At 39.0% G+C, this 16711-nt stretch carries 22 protein-coding genes; 4 read left to right on the top strand and 18 right to left on the bottom strand.

The genetic code is table 11. From position 1 onward, the window contains the following. The first annotated feature begins 295 nt into the window (after positions 1-295). Positions 296-1204: a hypothetical protein gene (locus tag BW724_RS02280; protein ID WP_088073483.1), complete on the top strand. Its 909-nt coding sequence runs from the start codon at positions 296-298 to the stop codon at positions 1202-1204. A gap of 177 nt (positions 1205-1381) precedes the next feature. On the opposite strand, the gene BW724_RS02275 is transcribed toward BW724_RS02280, so the two are convergent. Beyond that, positions 1382-2296 (bottom strand): diacylglycerol kinase, encoded by a 915-nt coding sequence (locus BW724_RS02275; RefSeq protein WP_088073482.1) that lies wholly within the window; start codon positions 2294-2296, stop codon positions 1382-1384. A 225-nt stretch (positions 2297-2521) separates the two neighbouring features. On the opposite strand from BW724_RS02275, the gene BW724_RS02270 reads away from it, so the two are divergent. Then, positions 2522-2998, top strand: coding sequence for a hypothetical protein (locus BW724_RS02270; protein WP_088073481.1), 477 nt, complete (start codon positions 2522-2524; stop codon positions 2996-2998). 189 nt (positions 2999-3187) lie between these two features. Here the strand turns inward: BW724_RS02270 and BW724_RS02265 are convergent, their stop codons facing one another. Continuing rightward, positions 3188-4267 carry an NAD(P)/FAD-dependent oxidoreductase gene (locus BW724_RS02265; RefSeq protein WP_088073480.1) on the bottom strand — a complete coding sequence of 360 codons (1080 nt, stop codon included), beginning with the start codon at positions 4265-4267 and terminating at the stop codon, positions 3188-3190. A gap of 182 nt (positions 4268-4449) precedes the next feature. Between BW724_RS02265 and BW724_RS02260 the strand changes: the two genes are divergently transcribed. Then, complete coding sequence (locus BW724_RS02260) at positions 4450-5313, top strand: dimethylarginine dimethylaminohydrolase family protein (RefSeq protein WP_088073479.1); 864 nt, start codon at positions 4450-4452, stop codon at positions 5311-5313. 121 nt (positions 5314-5434) lie between these two features. Beyond that, positions 5435-5920: a GNAT family N-acetyltransferase gene (locus BW724_RS02255; protein WP_235848872.1), complete on the top strand. Its 486-nt coding sequence runs from the start codon at positions 5435-5437 to the stop codon at positions 5918-5920. A gap of 215 nt (positions 5921-6135) precedes the next feature. On the opposite strand, the gene BW724_RS02250 is transcribed toward BW724_RS02255, so the two are convergent. The 16 genes from BW724_RS02250 to putP form a co-directional block, all read right to left on the bottom strand. After that, a complete protein-coding gene (locus BW724_RS02250; RefSeq protein WP_088073478.1) occupies positions 6136-6840 on the bottom strand; it encodes a class I SAM-dependent methyltransferase in 705 nt (234 codons plus the stop codon). A gap of 26 nt (positions 6841-6866) precedes the next feature. Next, positions 6867-7382, bottom strand: coding sequence for a GNAT family N-acetyltransferase (locus tag BW724_RS02245; RefSeq protein ID WP_088073477.1), 516 nt, complete (start codon positions 7380-7382; stop codon positions 6867-6869). 53 nt (positions 7383-7435) lie between these two features. Further along, positions 7436-8182, bottom strand: coding sequence for an amidohydrolase family protein (locus tag BW724_RS02240; RefSeq protein ID WP_088073476.1), 747 nt, complete (start codon positions 8180-8182; stop codon positions 7436-7438). Between the two features lie 33 nt (positions 8183-8215). Further along, a complete protein-coding gene (locus BW724_RS02235) occupies positions 8216-8773 on the bottom strand; it encodes a GNAT family N-acetyltransferase (RefSeq protein ID WP_088073475.1) in 558 nt (185 codons plus the stop codon). Between the two features lie 65 nt (positions 8774-8838). Next, positions 8839-9240, bottom strand: coding sequence for a GNAT family N-acetyltransferase (locus tag BW724_RS02230; RefSeq protein ID WP_328588685.1), 402 nt, complete (start codon positions 9238-9240; stop codon positions 8839-8841). Between the two features lie 236 nt (positions 9241-9476). Continuing rightward, positions 9477-9917 carry a hypothetical protein gene (locus BW724_RS02225; protein ID WP_088073474.1) on the bottom strand — a complete coding sequence of 147 codons (441 nt, stop codon included), beginning with the start codon at positions 9915-9917 and terminating at the stop codon, positions 9477-9479. A 641-nt stretch (positions 9918-10558) separates the two neighbouring features. Then, positions 10559-10639, bottom strand: a complete 81-nt coding sequence (locus BW724_RS24425) for a hypothetical protein (protein WP_419178075.1) — start codon at positions 10637-10639, stop codon at positions 10559-10561. Further along, positions 10611-10691 carry a hypothetical protein gene (locus BW724_RS24420; protein ID WP_419178075.1) on the bottom strand — a complete coding sequence of 27 codons (81 nt, stop codon included), beginning with the start codon at positions 10689-10691 and terminating at the stop codon, positions 10611-10613. Before BW724_RS24420 ends, BW724_RS24425 begins: the two co-directional genes overlap by 29 nt. Further along, positions 10663-10743, bottom strand: coding sequence for a hypothetical protein (locus BW724_RS24415; RefSeq protein ID WP_419178075.1), 81 nt, complete (start codon positions 10741-10743; stop codon positions 10663-10665). The genes BW724_RS24420 and BW724_RS24415 overlap by 29 nt, the downstream gene beginning before the upstream one ends. After that, a complete protein-coding gene (locus tag BW724_RS24410; protein ID WP_419178075.1) occupies positions 10715-10795 on the bottom strand; it encodes a hypothetical protein in 81 nt (26 codons plus the stop codon). The genes BW724_RS24415 and BW724_RS24410 overlap by 29 nt, the downstream gene beginning before the upstream one ends. Then, on the bottom strand, positions 10767-10847 hold the full coding sequence (locus BW724_RS24405; protein ID WP_419178075.1) for a hypothetical protein: 81 nt from the start codon (positions 10845-10847) through the stop codon (positions 10767-10769). Before BW724_RS24405 ends, BW724_RS24410 begins: the two co-directional genes overlap by 29 nt. Then, positions 10819-10899 carry a hypothetical protein gene (locus tag BW724_RS24400; protein WP_419178075.1) on the bottom strand — a complete coding sequence of 27 codons (81 nt, stop codon included), beginning with the start codon at positions 10897-10899 and terminating at the stop codon, positions 10819-10821. Before BW724_RS24400 ends, BW724_RS24405 begins: the two co-directional genes overlap by 29 nt. A gap of 638 nt (positions 10900-11537) precedes the next feature. Beyond that, on the bottom strand, positions 11538-12971 hold the full coding sequence (gene gatB, locus BW724_RS02220; RefSeq protein WP_088073473.1) for an Asp-tRNA(Asn)/Glu-tRNA(Gln) amidotransferase subunit GatB: 1434 nt from the start codon (positions 12969-12971) through the stop codon (positions 11538-11540). Between the two features lie 14 nt (positions 12972-12985). Next, positions 12986-14440 carry an Asp-tRNA(Asn)/Glu-tRNA(Gln) amidotransferase subunit GatA gene (gene gatA / locus BW724_RS02215; RefSeq protein ID WP_088073472.1) on the bottom strand — a complete coding sequence of 485 codons (1455 nt, stop codon included), beginning with the start codon at positions 14438-14440 and terminating at the stop codon, positions 12986-12988. Between the two features lie 14 nt (positions 14441-14454). Further along, positions 14455-14745: an Asp-tRNA(Asn)/Glu-tRNA(Gln) amidotransferase subunit GatC gene (gene gatC / locus BW724_RS02210; protein WP_088073471.1), complete on the bottom strand. Its 291-nt coding sequence runs from the start codon at positions 14743-14745 to the stop codon at positions 14455-14457. Positions 14746-14953: 208 nt separating this feature from the next. Further along, entirely contained in the window at positions 14954-16426 is a 1473-nt protein-coding gene (gene putP, locus BW724_RS02205) for a sodium/proline symporter PutP (protein ID WP_088073470.1), read from the bottom strand. Positions 16427-16711 lie beyond the last annotated feature (285 nt).

Here is a 16711-nt window from a genome sequence, read left to right as displayed (position 1 = left end):
AAGAATCTTTAGAAAAGGGGCGAAAATGAAAGTGTCGCCCTTTTCTTTTTTCTCAATCCTAATACAATCTCCCCTTTTTCCCCTTTCTAATCCATTCCCTCATTTTAATTCTAAAATAAAGACATCTCGCGACAAATAACCTCCCATACACTGTAATTATATGGTAGAATAGGAGTACATAATTTCTACTAGTCTCATCAAACTTGTCATTTCCTTTTGCATTTTTACCCCTTGTTACATATGGCTTCTAGAAGGCCTTTTTTGATAATGCAATCCTTCTGCGAGGAGAGATCATATGAAAAAACTAACAGAAGAACAGTTTAATAGAGCAGTTGATTTTGTCATGACGCATGCTCGTCCAGTCGATCAACATCTCTTTAACTATTACTTTAATAGTGGTTCAAAATCGAAAGTTTTAGATTCCCTAACACATTTTCAAAACGATGATGGTGGCATGGGCTATGGACTTGAACCAGATGTCAGGTCTCCACAATCTAGCCCGATTGCAACGACCATTGCAATGCAATATGTGAGACAAGTAAAAGCTTCTTGGCGACATCCCCTAGTAAAAAAATGCATGAAGTATTTTACAAATACGTACAAAGAACATAATAATTGGCCTTTAACATTACAGCATATGAATGATTACCCTCATGCTGAATGGTGGCATTATTCAACATTTGACGAGACATTTTCCATTAATCCGGGAGTAGAGATTATCGGTTATTATCATGCGTACCCACAATCTATACCAGAAAACTTATTCCCACTATTCCATGATTTTATATTCCAACATATTGAAAACAAGCCAGCAGGTATAGAATTTCATGAACTACTTTGCTATACAAGGTTAGTAGAAGAAATGCCAGACCCAGGGAAATCTATTATTAACGACTATTTGCGAAATACATGTCGTAAAATCGTAACAAAAGATCCTAAAAAATGGGGCGGATATTGCGCAAAACCTATAGTTTTAGCACCAACACCAACATCACCTTTGGCAAATGTTTTAGATGATGTCATCCAATTAAACCTCGACTATGAAATTGATAACCAACAAATAGATGGCTCTTGGCTCCCACATTGGACATGGGGACAGTATCAAGATACATGGGAAAACGAAGCTTCCGTTGAATGGCAGGGTTATATTACCGTTAAAACTCTCATAACTCTTCAAAGTTATGGGCGAATAGAAGCATTTTAATTTTTAGAACCATTCTTTTTAATAAAGTGTATAATATAAAAAGGGAGTGTATATAAAGCACTCCCCATATCCGGCATTTTTTTGTGAATGTTTTCACAAAAAAACAACCTCCATACATTTGGAGGTTACAACTATGCATTCAAAAACCAAGTATCAACCTTGGAGGAAATATATAAACTAATCTTGCTCTAAAAAACAAGATAACTTTTTATTAGGAACGATCATTTCAATATGATTATGCAGATTAATTAATTCACCCGGTAAGTTGCCACCATATTCTCCATCTAGATTTAGTTGAAGATCTTGGTCAGCATGTACAATCACTTTGCTAGCTTGCACATAGAGAACACGATCATCATGAATATGTTCACCACGGAGTGCTGCAGTCACAACACGGACCACATCTGCTAAATTTGTTTTTCGTAAAATTAATAAATCAAATAAGCCATCATTTAGGTATGCATTTGGGGCGAGCTTCTCAAAGCCGCCGACGGAATTTGTATTTGATACTAGGAAGAGCATGATCTTCCCTTCAAATATATTACCATCGTATTCAATGGTGACTTGACTAGGGCGTATACTAGGCAATTTTTCGAAGCCTTTTACATAATAAGCAACCTGTCCAATCATCGTTTTCAAACGGCTTGGTACTTCGTACGTAAGCTCCGTTAAAGTACCTGCACCAGCAATGTTAATAAAATACTGTTGACCTACTTTACCAACATCGACGTGCTGATTCCTCCCATTAGCTAAAACATCACATGCCTCCCTAATATCTCGAGGAATATGCAGTGCCCTTGCAAAATCATTGGTAGTTCCAGCTGGAATGATCCCTAGTTTAGGGCGATTTTCTTGCTCCGCTAAGCCATTTACCACTTCATTAATGGTTCCATCACCGCCTGCCGCGATGACAAGATCAAAATCACGCTCACAAGCTTGTGCTGCAGCTTTTTTGGCACAATCTTTCCCTGTCGTAGCATGGGTGGAGGTTTCGTAACCAGCTGTTTCTAATGTCTCTAATACATAGGGCAAATGCTTTTTCATTTGTTCCCTTCCTGAAGAAGGGTTGTAAATCAGTCTCGCCCGTTTCATAGTCTTCTCTCCCAAGGTTTTATTATCTTCCACCTTTTTACATACAAGGACAGTATATCACTCAATCGGCACAATGAGAATGAATATGAGTTCATTTAACTATTCTCGACTTACTTAACGTCCTTTTGTAAAAAATTGGCGAATACTTTTTTTATGTAGTGTGAGCAAAATCATTTGTGTTTTAACCATGATGGTTTAAGATTAAAAAAAAGGAGGTTCACAGAAATGTCACAATTTATTCATCGGTTGTTCACAACTGTGTTGTCCGTCGTTTTGTTTAGCGCCGTGTTAGCAGGTGTTCAGTACACATTCTTTGGTGGAGATCAATTAGGATTCGGTTTACTATTAGGTATCTACTCTTTCTATACAGCTCCAGTATTCATTCTAGGAGGCATTCCAGCAGCATATTTAGTTGATTTTTATTTAAAAAATCGCAAAGAGCTTAATACAAAATTAGGTAATTATCTTCAATCTTTCGCTTTATATGGGATTGCAGGGATTACAGTAGCGATGGTTTACTCTGCAATATCTGGGATTTCAGCTGGTAATTACTTTTTCACTATCACTGAGTCTATTCAAAGTGTGCTAATAGGCCTTGGTGCAGCGATTGTTTACTATCATATTGCTTTATTGTTACAGATCAACTGGGAAAAACTTAAGAAGCAATATGAACAAGAACAGCAACAACAAGGAGCAAGATAATTGTACGTTTCCTTATATGTATATACGCTAAGTTGTAAGGTGTCATAACGGTTAGGCTTAAACTACACTAGCAAATCGTTGATGGCACCTTTTATCTTTTACAGGAATCACCTTATCCTTCCCAATTGTCGAACCTCTCTTATGAAACGTTGACACGCACCTAATCCACATTTCCTTCCCAAACCAATATTAAAGAAATGGCCGTAAAAGGTAGCTAATGACCCTGAGAGGGTTACGGGAAGATCGAGTGAATAGCTTTTGGCCAATGCTACTATCCAAGCCTCTCACCATAACATCCAAAGACTCATTATTCAATCGCTCCATCCCTCGTCGAAGTGAAAGAGAGTAATTATAATCTCTCCTAATACCTTTCGTTAGTTTCTCATAATTCCCTTTGCCACACAGATCTAAACCTGCATATACACCAGTTAAGATAGCATCAAATTGACCAAACCCCAAAAATGGCATCATTGTTCCGAAACAATTACCTGTAAACAAAGTGTTGCCAATTCTCGGGTGTTTACAAATCCCTATTTTATAATTCTTTATTTGAAATTGATCTGTTACATGTAGATTTTGCTGAAGGTCCGTGCACACGCGTTGAAAATACCTATCCCAGAGTTCTTGCAACCCCTCCTCCTTTCCTCCTTGTTCATCAGGTATTCCGATCACAATATTCGCTTCATTTTTCGAAAACGGGAGAAGATAACCGTATCCTTGAGGCGCCAGTGAATAATCCAACCAAACAGGAACGGTAGAGATATCAAAATCCCCTTCGACTGTAGCTCCTTTTAAAGTAACAGAGCGATCTTCTTCATAATTATTCATTCTTTGAACATATTCTCCATCGCCAGTTGCAACGATAACATGTGTATATTCATGTAGAAGTTCTTCATAAGAATGCTCGGAGTGAAAATTTATTTCCGACTTCACTTGTTCAGCTAACTGGTTTTCAAATGATAAAGAGTGCCTCCCTCGAATATTAATATATCCTAACTGCTCATGAATCGTTGTCTTTTGATTTGCTGACCTAATTACCATTTTATTAATGTTGCTAGATGGCTTTAGATAAATCTGATATTTTTCAGATAAATATCGGATTGGGTCTTCCACCGACCTCGTCATCATAGATAAAATGGACTCACCATTTATAAAACGATCTCCTACCTTTGACCTCTTCTCAAAAATGGTAGGCTGAATCCCATGCCTTTCCAGCATAATGGCACAGGACAATCCTGACAAACCAGCGCCCATAATCGCAACCTTCATTCTATCACTCAATTCTGCTTAAGTTTTCGTAAATTATTTTGTTAATGCAACCACTCATTTCACTCCATATTATTTGAAAAAAAAGTGTGTTTATGTGAAAACTCATATCGTTGTCTTTATATGGGAATAGTAAGATAGATTACTTTAAAATTTACAGACTGAATATTATTGGGGGTAACTATATGACAAGAAATGCAAAGCAAATGGAACTTTCATTTTGTGGAAGTGAATACGATAAACTTGAACGTGTTATCCTTTGCGAGCCAAAATATATGACTATTAGAGATGTAATTAATGACACCCAAAAAAAATTTAAAGATGAAGGCATACACATAGAAAAAGCAATGGAGCAACATAAAAATTTTGTTAAGGCACTAAAGAAGGAAGGGATTGATGTAATTCTGCTTCCCCCTCACGAGAAATTCCCTGAGCAAGTTTTTACAAGGGACATTGGCTTTACATTAGGTCAAACCATTTTTGTAGCAGATATGGCAAATGAAGTACGACAAGGGGAGGAAGAAGAGCTAAAAAATTGGCTCAAGAATGAAAAAATATCTTACTTCAACCTCATTGGGGACATGATTGAAGGTGGAGACGTCATCATTGACAGGAACAAGGTTTTCATTGGCCTTAGTGACCGGACAAACCAGCATGCCATCGATCATGTGCAGAGCTTATTACCACAATTTGAAGTGATTACTGTTCCATTTATTGAAAAGTATTTACACTTGGATTGTGTGTTTAATATCATCTCACCAACAGAAGCTCTATACTATCCGGAAGCATTCACAAAAGAAGAGCATGATATATTAGCTAATCATTATGATTTAATCAATGTTTCTAAGGAGGAGCAATTTACCCTTGGAACAAACGTCCTATCGATAGGGGACAAAAAAATTATTAGCCTCCCTGTTAATACGAATGTCAATGAACAGTTAAGAAGCCGCGGTTTTGAGGTGATTGAAGTAGATATTACTGAGATCATCAAATCTGGTGGTTCATTCCGTTGCTGTACCATGCCTATAAAAAGGGAAATTAAGTTTTAATTGGTGCTGTACTGTGAATTTAGTGAGTGGGATTCGGGGCGTCCTTCCCGCTCTTCTCTTCCACACAACTTCCATTTTCCAAAGATTGAGCTATAATTAGAGGAAAAGGAGGTACAGTGCCATGCTTCTTACCATTAAGGAAATGAATTCAGATTACGCACATCACATTGCCTCTTGGCAGTATCCCCCACCGTATGAGTTATACAGCATGGACGGCTCACAAGAAACCATTCAAGAATTATTAGAGGGAAATTATTATGTTGCACTAAAAGACGAAGCCATCTACGGTTATTTTTGTTATGGTGCTGGAGCGAGGGTTCCTGGTGGATATGATGCAGGCATTTATGATGACAAATCGCTTGTGGATATTGGACTAGGTCTTCATCCTAACAATACTGGTAAAGGATTAGGAATGCCATTCTTATTAGAGATGATGCACTTTTTGAAAACTCAATTAAATCCATGTGCATTCCAGCTTGTAGTAGCTACTTTCAATGAGCGTGCCATCAATGTCTATAAAAAAGTAGGCTTTCAGCCACAACAGACCTTCATGAGCCCTGTTAACGGAAAACCAATCGAGTTTTTATATATGGTATGTAATGTTTAAAATGAAGTTCTAATCCCTATTTAACTCCTAAATAGGAACCACCACACAAGAAATACACCGAGTAATATAGTATTAATAAGGCCGCAATAAAGCACGATTTTAAAACCATGTTGTTTTTGAGAGGAAGCATAAATACCAACTACAACATTAGTAAATAATATAATACATATTAAAAGCCAAAGACCTATATTCATTCTATCCCCCTAAAGATACCATCAGACTTTCCTCATTACAGAAGTGATAGCATTCGTTTTTAATAAGACTGGCCTACCATCTCTCTCTATTTGGAATTCTAGTGGTTTAACTAATTCCTTCACTTTCTCCCAACCACTATAGGCTGCATCTAACTTATTTTTCATCAAATCTGTAGGAATGTTTACTTCCATTAAGGCTTCCAGTTCTTTATTTCTTTCTACATCAAATTCCTTCACTTCTGAATTGACGATGATGCAATTCACTCCACCCACTTTAGTTCCATTAGCCATTTCATGAATGACACTTTCGAATTCGTCTTCTGATGCGACATGCTCCAAGCTTGATACGGCAATGATATAGTCATATTCACTCTTCTCAATTTGGTATCTACCAATATCAGATTTAATTGGCTGAATCGCATTTTCCACATTAAATTCTTTACTATATTCCATTAACTTCTCTATGGCCGAATCTAACAAATCCACACACACTACTTTCCCACCAGCATCCTTTATTTTTTCAGCAACTGGGATACTATTCCGGCCAACTCCTGCTCCTAAATCAAGTACTTTAAGACCTTCTTTGCCATCAAAAATAGGAAGTATATCCATCACCGTTTTTACTGGCTTATACAACCACGACCCTTTCTGAAATAGTCTATAATTCTCATAGCAAGCATCGTGGTACTTCTTTTCTGCATTGCGTATATACTGCACTCTACTCATATAAACCACCACTTTAATTTGGTCTTTTAGTTACTCCATTGATAATAGTAAAACTTCAGTTTTCTTCCATTCATTTCGAATTCCTCCGCACTCGTTTCAACGTGCTTAAAGTCATTCTTTGTTAAAACTTTCTGGGAGGCAATATTATCACTCGTAGTTTTGGCTAGTATTTGCCCTACCCCTTGTTGCCTCATTGTCTCCAAAAATAGCTTCAGCCCTTTGTTAGCTACACCTTTGCCAGTATGTGACTTACCCACTCTATAACCGAGATGACCTAGTTTCTGTTGCTGAGATTCATCAATATCTACTAAATTCATTCGGCCTAGAATGGCACCCTCGAGTTCTTTTATTAAGTAAAAATATGATATTCCCTGAGCTTGCTCATCTAGTAAGGCTTGATGCCTCGTTTGAAAAATCTCAAAGTTGTAATAATCGTCCCCACGCCCTGGAACCATCTTTTCGAAGAACTCACGATTTTCTAATTCAAACTGGAATAAATCTACGGCATCCAAAGCTTGTAGTTGCTCAATCTTAATGTTCATGTGGATAACACCCCCCTATCTATTATTTTGAAACTCTTTGGAGGTTTGCCTCATTATTTAAGATACCACTCCACAGCATTTTTATATAAAACATCATCAGCTTGGGAGGGTGACAAGGCTTTATAAACCATATCAATATCTGAGTGGTCATAAGGTCTTTTTGCCCTCGTCGACGGTAGGTCCGTTCCAAACATTAAGGCCTTAGGATTTTCTGAATAGATTGCACGCAAAGCACTTTCTACATCAAGGTCACCCCTGCCAAAACCGGTAGCTTTTACCCTAACTCCTCTTGCAACAAGGGGTAGAAGGTTGTGAAACCCATCCTTCGACAATCCTAAGTGGTCAATTGAAACTGCCGGAAGCTTTTCTATCGTTGGCGCAATTTCAGGTAACGTAGTTGAATCAATGTATAATTCAGAATGCCAACCTACTAAGTCATGTACCCTTCTAGCAAAGTAATCTAGTTTGGATACATTTTCGGAACCTCCACGTTTCACGTTAAAACGGATAGCTTTCACACCATGCCCATTGAGTTTGATAATCTCCTCGTCTGGCGTATCATATGGCAACTGAGTAACACCAACAAAGTTTTTCCCTAAGCGTTCCAAAGAATCTATGAGATAAGATTGGTCAAAACCTTGAAAGGAACCCGACACGATTGCCCCGCCTATAATCTCTAACTCTCGAACTCTATGAAGGTAGGCATCATAACTAAACGGGTCAGGTAGGTACCCTTGATTTTCTATAAGAGGAAATTTTGGATCAATAATATGTAGATGAGCATCAAATATTTTGTGCATTGTATCAACTCCTAGCTTCATTTAACTAAACTATTAGTTCGTGCTTGCTGTATTTTTCTTCCAATCATGTTTTAAGAGAGAATAAACATAGGTATCGTGTGGGTTCCCATTTTGATACATATAATCTCTTAGAATACCCTCTTTCTGAAAACCTTGTTTAGCTAATAATTGATCGGAAGCAGCGTTCTCAATAAATACTACGGCACCTATTCGATTTAAATTCAATTCATCAAAACCATATGAAATAACCCTTGCAACTGCTTCTGATGTATACCCCTTTCGCCAAAAATTCGGGTGAATCTCATAACCTATCTCAGCTCTTTTATGTTTAGGAATCCACGCATTAAAACCAACCGTCCCTATGATTTCTGCAGTACCTTTCCTTTCAATCCCCCATCGTATCCCCCTTTTTTCTAAGAAGTTATTTGAGAAAAATTCAACGATTTGCTCAGCTTGCTTCCTGTCTTTTAGTGTTTCCTGTCCATAAAAACGTGTTACTTGATCATTTGAAAAACAAGCAAATATCCCGTCTACATCATCTTTTGTAAGTTCTCTTAATATAAGTCTCTCTGTTTCTAGTGTTGGGAACATATCTATTTATCCTCTCAGCTTAAAATCTTACGGGGTGTTCCATAAGCATTTATGTTGTGATGAATCTATCTCTTCTTTTTGATTGCAAAAGCATTATCTAGTTTTTCAAAACCAAGGATTGGATAATACTCCATCGCGGCAGGGGCGGATACTAAAACTAAGGTAACTTCATCTCCAATATAATCTTTCGTGCGCCTCACAAGTTCTTTCCCAATTCCTTTTTTTTGATAGTCTTGATCAACGGCTAGATCTGATAAATAACAGCAGTAGCTAAAGTCCGTAACCGATCGAGCAATGCCAACTAATTTATCATTATCCCAGGCAGTAAATGTTAAATCTGCATTTTCAAGCATCTTTTGAAGTCGTTTTAAATCATCTATCGGTCGTCTAATCCCTGACTTTTCGAACAAAGTTGATAGCTGCTCGGCACTTACTGATTTAGTCATTTCGTATGAAATATTTTGCACCGCGTTCCACCCCTTTAAATATATTTTATACAAAATTTAGAGTTATCAGATTACATTTTAACACTTTTTACCACTGAGTCGGCGATAAAAATTTCTCTTTCTGAATTTTTTTTGGTATCCAGCAAGTGGCTAGGGGGGCTTCAGAGATAGTGGTTTGCTAGGGAGCTCTCAAAATTGATTATAAAAACGCTGCATTCATTTTATGCAGCGTAACTTATTACAGGTTTTTAAGACTATTAAGACTTCATATTCCTCTCTTTAGCAATTTCCCTTTCTTGTTTTATCAAAAACGAGAATGCAATTTTTGCCGCAATCACAATAATAAATACATAGAGTACTAAGCCACGATCAGTCAGTTCAATCGTTGGAAGCATCATATTCAATCCAATGATATAAAAAACAAATAGGACTACCTGAAACAAGGTTATGAAGTATGGATATATCATTCGGCGAATCCGCCGCTGAACGGGGATAAAACGAAGCCATTCAATCACTTGCAATGGAAATATCCAGAGAAATGTCCCAACTGCAAGGAGCAAGGGACCGGACCATGATTCAATATGAATCTCTGAACCAGAAAGGATTGATATGACTCCTATGACGATCGTGATTCCAACAATGATTGAGATAACTAAGATAAATAAGACCAAAAAAAGTTTTCCGAGTTCCTTCGGCATTTCCCTGCCTCCTCCACATACGTAATCGTGCCAGTTGGCTTATACCCATTATGGACAGAGTACCCAGGAATCCATACATCGCCTAATAACAAAAGCATGAATCTCGCGTGTGATAGGCTGCTAATCGAACACGAAAATCAACAAAAGTAAGAAACTCACGTGAGATAGGGCGCTTATCGAACGCGAAAAAGTGCAAAAGTATGAATTTCGCGTGAGATAGATTGCTTATCGAACGCGAAAATCAACAAAAGTAAGAATCTCGCGTGAGATTGACTGCTTATCGAACGCGAAAGTCAACAAAAGTATGAAACTCGCGTGAGATAAACTGCTTATCGAACGCGAAAAAGTGCAAAAGTATGAATTTCGCGTGAGATAAACTGCTTATCGAACGCGAAAATCAACAAAAGTAAGAAACTCACGTGAGATAGGGCGCTTATCGAACGCGAACATCAACAAAAGTAAGAAGCTCGCGTGAGATTGACTGCTAAGCGAACGCGAAAGTCAACAAAAGAATGAAATTCGCGTGAGATAAACTGCTTATCGAGCGCGAAAATCAACAAGAGCAAGAAACTCACGTGAGATAGGGCGCGTATAGAACGCGAAAATGAACAAAAGTTAGAAACTCGCGTGAGATGAAGGGCTTATCCAACGCGAAAAAGTGCAAAAGTATGAAACTCGCGTGAGATGAAGGGCTTATCCAACGCGAAAAAGTGCAAAAGTATGAAACTCGCGTGAGATGAAGGGCTTATCCAACGCGAAAAAGTGCAAAAGTATGAAACTCGCGTGAGATGAAGGGCTTATCCAACGCGAAAAAGTGCAAAAGTATGAAACTCGCGTGAGATGAAGGGCTTATCCAACGCGAAAAAGTGCAAAAGTATGAAACTCGCGTGAGATGAAGGGCTTATCCAACGCGAAAAAGTGCAAAAGTATGAAACTCGCGTGAGATGAAGGGCTTATCCAACGCGAAAAAGTGCAAAAGTATGAAACTCGCGTGAGATAAACTGCTTATCGAACGCGAAAATCAACAAAAGTAAGAAACTCACGTGAGATAGGGCGCTTATCGAACGCGAAAATGAACAAAAGTAAGAATCTCGCGTGAGATTGACTGCTTATCGAACGCGAAAAAGTGCAAAAGTATGAAACTCGCGTGAGATAAACTGCTTATCGAACGCGAAAGTCAACAAAAGTAAGAAACTCGCGTGAGATAGGGCGCTTATCGAACGCGAAAATGAACAAAAGTTAGAAACTCGCGTGAGATAGGCCGCTTATCGAACGCGAAAGTCAACAAAAGTAAGAAACTCGCGTGAGATAGGGCGCTTATCGAACGCGAAAATGAACAAAAGTTAGAAACTCGCGTGAGATAGGCCGCTTATTGAACGCGAAAATCAACAATAGTAAGAAACTCACGTGAGATAGCAAGCTAGTAAATATATAATTTCCTGATAAACTATAAGAAAAGCACTCCAAAGGCATTAGCTATTACCTTCGAAGTGCTTCAAGAACAAAACCTACACACTATTTACTTTAACCACCGCATATCGCATTCAAAATAGCGACCTTGATTGAAATAAACTACACCTAACCTGATCTAGCTTATCCTAACTAACCCAGCAAGCCTTATTACCGCTTTTTAATCTCTTCTACGAGAAGTTGATTTACAAGCTGTGGATTGGCTTTACCGCGGGAGGCTTTCATAACCTGTCCAACTAGGAAACCGATCGCTTTATCTTTACCGTTTTTAAAGTCCTCGATAGATTGATCGTTTTGATCGAGAACATCATTCACCATTTTTCTGATTTCTCCTTCATCAGAAATTTGAACGAGTCCCTTTTCTTTAACGATTGTTTCTGGATCGCCACCATTTTCAATAAGCTCGCTGAAAACCTTTTTGGCAATCTTAGAAGAAATGGTCCCCTTTTCGATGAGTTGAATCATCTTCACAAGGCCTTCAGGAGTCATTGGTACATCACCAATTTCCTTGTCATTTGCATTTAAGTATCTGCTAACTTCACCCATGATCCAGTTAGACAAAGGCTTAGCCGGCGCATCGTAAGCTAAACAAGCTTCGAAGAAATCACTCATGGACTTTTGCTGTGTTAACACTTCTGCATCATAGGCAGGAAGATCCAAATCTTCGACATAGCGCTTTTTCCTTGCATCAGGAAGCTCAGGAATTTCTGCACGAATGCGCTCCTTCCACTCCTCATCAATATGGAGATCAACTAAGTCTGGATCCGGGAAGTAACGGTAATCATCAGAGCCTTCCTTTACTCGCATCAAAATGGTTTTTCCACTTTTTTCATCCCAGCGGCGAGTTTCTTGAAGGATCTCTCCTCCTGAAGAAAGTACTTCTGCTTGGCGCTCTTCTTCATATGCAAGTCCCTTTTGAACAAAGGCAAAGGAGTTCAAATTCTTCAACTCAGTTTTTGTACCAAATTTCTCTTGACCAACTGGACGAAGGGAAATATTCGCATCACAACGGAGTGATCCCTCTTCCATCTTACAGTCAGACACTTCCACGTACTGCATGATCGCCTTTAGTTTTTCCAAATACGCATAAGCTTCCTCAGGCGTTCTGATATCTGGCTCAGACACAATCTCTACAAGAGGTGTACCAACACGATTATAGTCCACCAAGGAATAACCGCCGGCTGCCACATGCGTGAGCTTACCAGCATCTTCTTCTAAGTGAAGACGAGTGATACCAATTCGTTTCGTCTCCCCGTTCACTTCAATCTCAATCCACCCGTTTTCTCCAACTGGTTTATCAAACTGCGAGATTTGATAAGCTTTTGGATTGTCTGGGTAAAAATAATTTTTCCGATCAAACTTCGTTACTTCAGCAATTTCACAATTCAAGGCCATTGCAGCACGCATGGCAAAGTCCACAGCACGTTTATTTAACACTGGAAGGACTCCAGGGTGACCTAAACAAATTGGACATGTGTGTGAATTTGGTGGTGCACCAAATTCTGTGGAGCAACCACAGAAGATCTTCGAATTAGTTTTTAATTCAACGTGTACTTCAAGTCCTACTATTGTTTCAAAACTCATATCTTGTTCCCCCCTTACAGTGTTGGTTTTTGTTTGTGGAAGTCAGTTGCTTGTTCAAAAGCGTGTGCTACACGATACACCGTTGACTCCTCAAAGTAGTTTCCGATGATCTGTAAACCGACTGGTAGTCCGTCAGCCAAACCTGCTGGTACACTAATGGCAGGAACACCAGCTAAGTTCATTGGAATGGTTAAAATATCTGTTGCGTACATCGTTAATGGGTCATTCATTTTTTCACCGATTTTAAAGGCTGTTGTCGGCGCTGTTGGTCCAATGATAACATCGTATTTTTTGAAAACCTCGTCAAAGTCTTGTTTAATTAAAGTTCTCACTTGCTGAGCCTTCTTATAGTAGGCATCATAGTAACCTGAACTCAATGCAAATGTACCAAGCATGATTCGGCGTTTTACTTCATCTCCAAAGCCTTGGCTTCTCGTTTTTCTATACGTTTCAATAAGATTCGTATCTTCCATTCGCTTACCGTATCGAATGCCATCAAAGCGCGCTAAGTTAGCTGATGCTTCTGATGAGGATAGGATATAGTAAGCAGCATTTGCATATTTAGAATGTGGAAGGGAAACTTCTTCCCATGTAGCCCCAAGACTTTCTAATGTTTTTAGGGCTTGTTCAATTTTCTCCCGTACCTCAGGGGCAACCCCTTCACCAAGGTACTCTTTAGGAACAGCTATTTTCAAGTCCTTAATATCACCTGTTAATGCAACTCTGTAATCTGGAACTTCCACATTCGCACTGGTGGAATCCATTTTGTCATAACCTGCAATCGTTTGTAGAACGAATGCGTTATCCTCAACTGTGCGCGTAATTGGACCAATTTGGTCTAGTGAGGAAGCGAAAGCAACAAGTCCAAATCTAGAAACTCGTCCGTATGTTGGCTTTAACCCTACTACTCCACAAAATGCAGCTGGTTCACGGATAGATCCACCTGTGTCAGACCCTAACGAAAACAGGACTTCACCACTAGCTACAGAGGCAGCTGATCCCCCACTGGATCCCCCTGGTACCCTGTTAGTATCCCAAGGATTGCGGGTTACTTTAAAACCAGAATTCTCGTTCGAGGAGCCCATGGCGAATTCGTCCATATTAAGTTTTCCAATCGTAACCGTATTGGCAGCAGCGAGCTTCTCCACCACCGTTGCATTATGTACAGGTTCGAAATTCTCAAGGAGTTTACTTGCACATGTCGTACGGATTCCTTTTGTAACAATGTTATCCTTAATGCCAGTAGGAAGCCCGAAGAGATTGCCCTTCACGCCCTCAGTTGTAAGAACTTGGTCTAGATCCTTCGCTTGTTGTCTGGCATTTTCTTCTGTAAGTTGAAGAAAGGAATCAACTTTGCCTTCTACTTCTTTAATTCTTGAATAGGATTCTTCCACTAAGTCAGTAACTGATAATTCTTTTTTATGTAAAAGCTCATGGATGTCTTTAATTTGATGATCAAAAATACTCATTTGTCTCCCCCCTTCTACTCTAGAACTGATGGAACCTTGATTTGTCCATCTTCATGATCTGGTGCATTCTTCAGCGTATCTTCCCTGTCTAAGGAAGGTCTTACTTCATCTTCCCTCACGACATTGATTACATCTAATACATGGGATGTTGGTTTTACATTCGTTGTATCTAGTTCATTAAGTTGTTCTGCATACGTGATGATATCATCTAACTGCTTGGTGAACATATCCATTTCATCTTCAGAAAACTCAAGTCTTGCCAGATTTGCCACATGTTTAACCTTTTCCTTTGTTATTCGTGCCAATCTAATCACCTCCGCGATAGTCTTTTTCACTGTACATCACAATAGTATGATAATACCAAAATACAGAAGTACAAGCAATGTACATGGACAATGGATAACTGTAATTGACCAGTGGAAATGATCCTGTTTGCAGAGTAGCATCCAAAAAAAGAATGCCTCTCCTTTGATAAGGTGAGACATTCTTTATACATCTATTATTAACTTCTAACTAGTCTTTCAAACTCTGTTTCATTTTTTCAAAGTCATCTTGAACTTCTTGAGACGGCTCTTTGTCAATTAAACTTACAACGATGATAACGATAATTGACAACAAGAACGCTGGTACTATTTCATAAAGGGCAAATGGAATGATTTCAGCACCAGTTAAGTAATCCCATATGAATACGGTCAAACCACCTGTAATCATTCCGAATAGGCCACCTAGCTTCGTCATTCGTTTCCAAAATAGTGACATGATTATAATTGGTCCAAACGTTGCACCTAGGCCAGCCCAAGCGTAAGACACTAGCTCCATGACTGTAGAATCTGGATTGTACGCCATAATTAAAGCAAAAACTGCAATAGCCAATACGCCAAGGCGCCCAACAATAACAAGCTCCTTCTGGGTAGCGTTTCGACGGAAGATTGCTTTATAGAAGTCTTCCGTTAAGGCACTAGAAGATACGAGCAACTGTGAGTCAATTGTACTCATAATCGCTGCTAAAATTGCGGCTAGTAAGAAGCCTGCAACCCATGGGTGAAATAACACCTGTGTAAATTCAATAAAAACAGTTTCAGGATTTGCTAATGGTGCGTCTGCAAAATAAGCAATTCCTACAAAACCAGTGAACACAGCACCAAACATTGCAAAGATAACCCAAGATACACCGATTAGCTGCGCCTTCGGAATATCTTTTTTCGACTTTATTGCCATAAATCGAGTTATAATGTGAGGCTGACCAAAATAACCTAGCCCCCATGCAAGCAAGGAGATTATCCCTAAGAAGCTTGCACCTGTAAAGGCATCTAAGTAGGAAACATCAATTTGTCCAACACGGCTAACCGTTTCTCCCCAACCACCCATTTCACGGATTGCAAAGATAGGAACGAGAATAAGTGCTACAAACATGAGAATCCCTTGTGCAAAGTCAGTCCAACTAACTGCAAGGAAGCCTCCAAGGAATGTATAGGAAATGATAACAATAGCTCCAATCCAAAGAGCTTGATGGAAGGATAAGTTAAAAGTGTTTTCAAAAAGGACAGCGCCACCAACGAGACCTGCTGAAGTGTAAAATGCGAAGAAAACTAAGATTAATATTGCGGAAACAACACGTAAACTTCTAGAATTATCTTTAAATCTGTTTTCAAAAAAATCTGGTAGAGTTATCGAGTCACCAGCAATTTCAGTGTACATACGTAGACGTTTTGCTACGAACTGCCAATTCAGATACACACCGATACCAAGACCAACGGCAATCCACATTTCTACCATACCTGCAGCATATAATGCACCAGGAAGACCTAACAAAAGCCAACTACTCATATCTGAAGCCCCTGCACTCAATGCAGTCACTCCAGCACCTAGACGTCTTCCACCTAAGACGTAATCAGATAGATTACTTGTCATTCTATAAGCAATAATACCAATCGCAAGCATACCAACAAGATAAATAATAAACGTTACTAAAGTTGCTGTCTCCAATTTTACTCTCTCCCTTCAACAAAATAGTTAATCACAGACAGAATCACGACTAGTGGCATTGGAATGAACAGCCAAATCCATGTTGCAGTTGTCAGTGCGTAATCCACATTTTCACCCCCTTTTGTAGACATGTAGCCATTCACTGAAAAACTTTAGTAATAAAACTATACATTAATTAGTTCGATACTTGTTGATTATTGCAATTTAATTGAGCCACATATGCGTTGTTTTGAGCCAGTAATTGCGGAGTAAAGATCCACTCTTTGCAGAGTCGAGAGCCAATAT

The organism is Litchfieldia alkalitelluris, from assembly GCF_002153425.1.
In the GTDB taxonomy this organism is placed as follows: Bacteria; Bacillota; Bacilli; order Bacillales; family Salisediminibacteriaceae; genus Evansella; species Evansella alkalicola.
The sequence above is the reverse complement of the archived record's forward strand: the minus strand, read 5'-3'. Positions and strand labels throughout refer to the sequence as shown.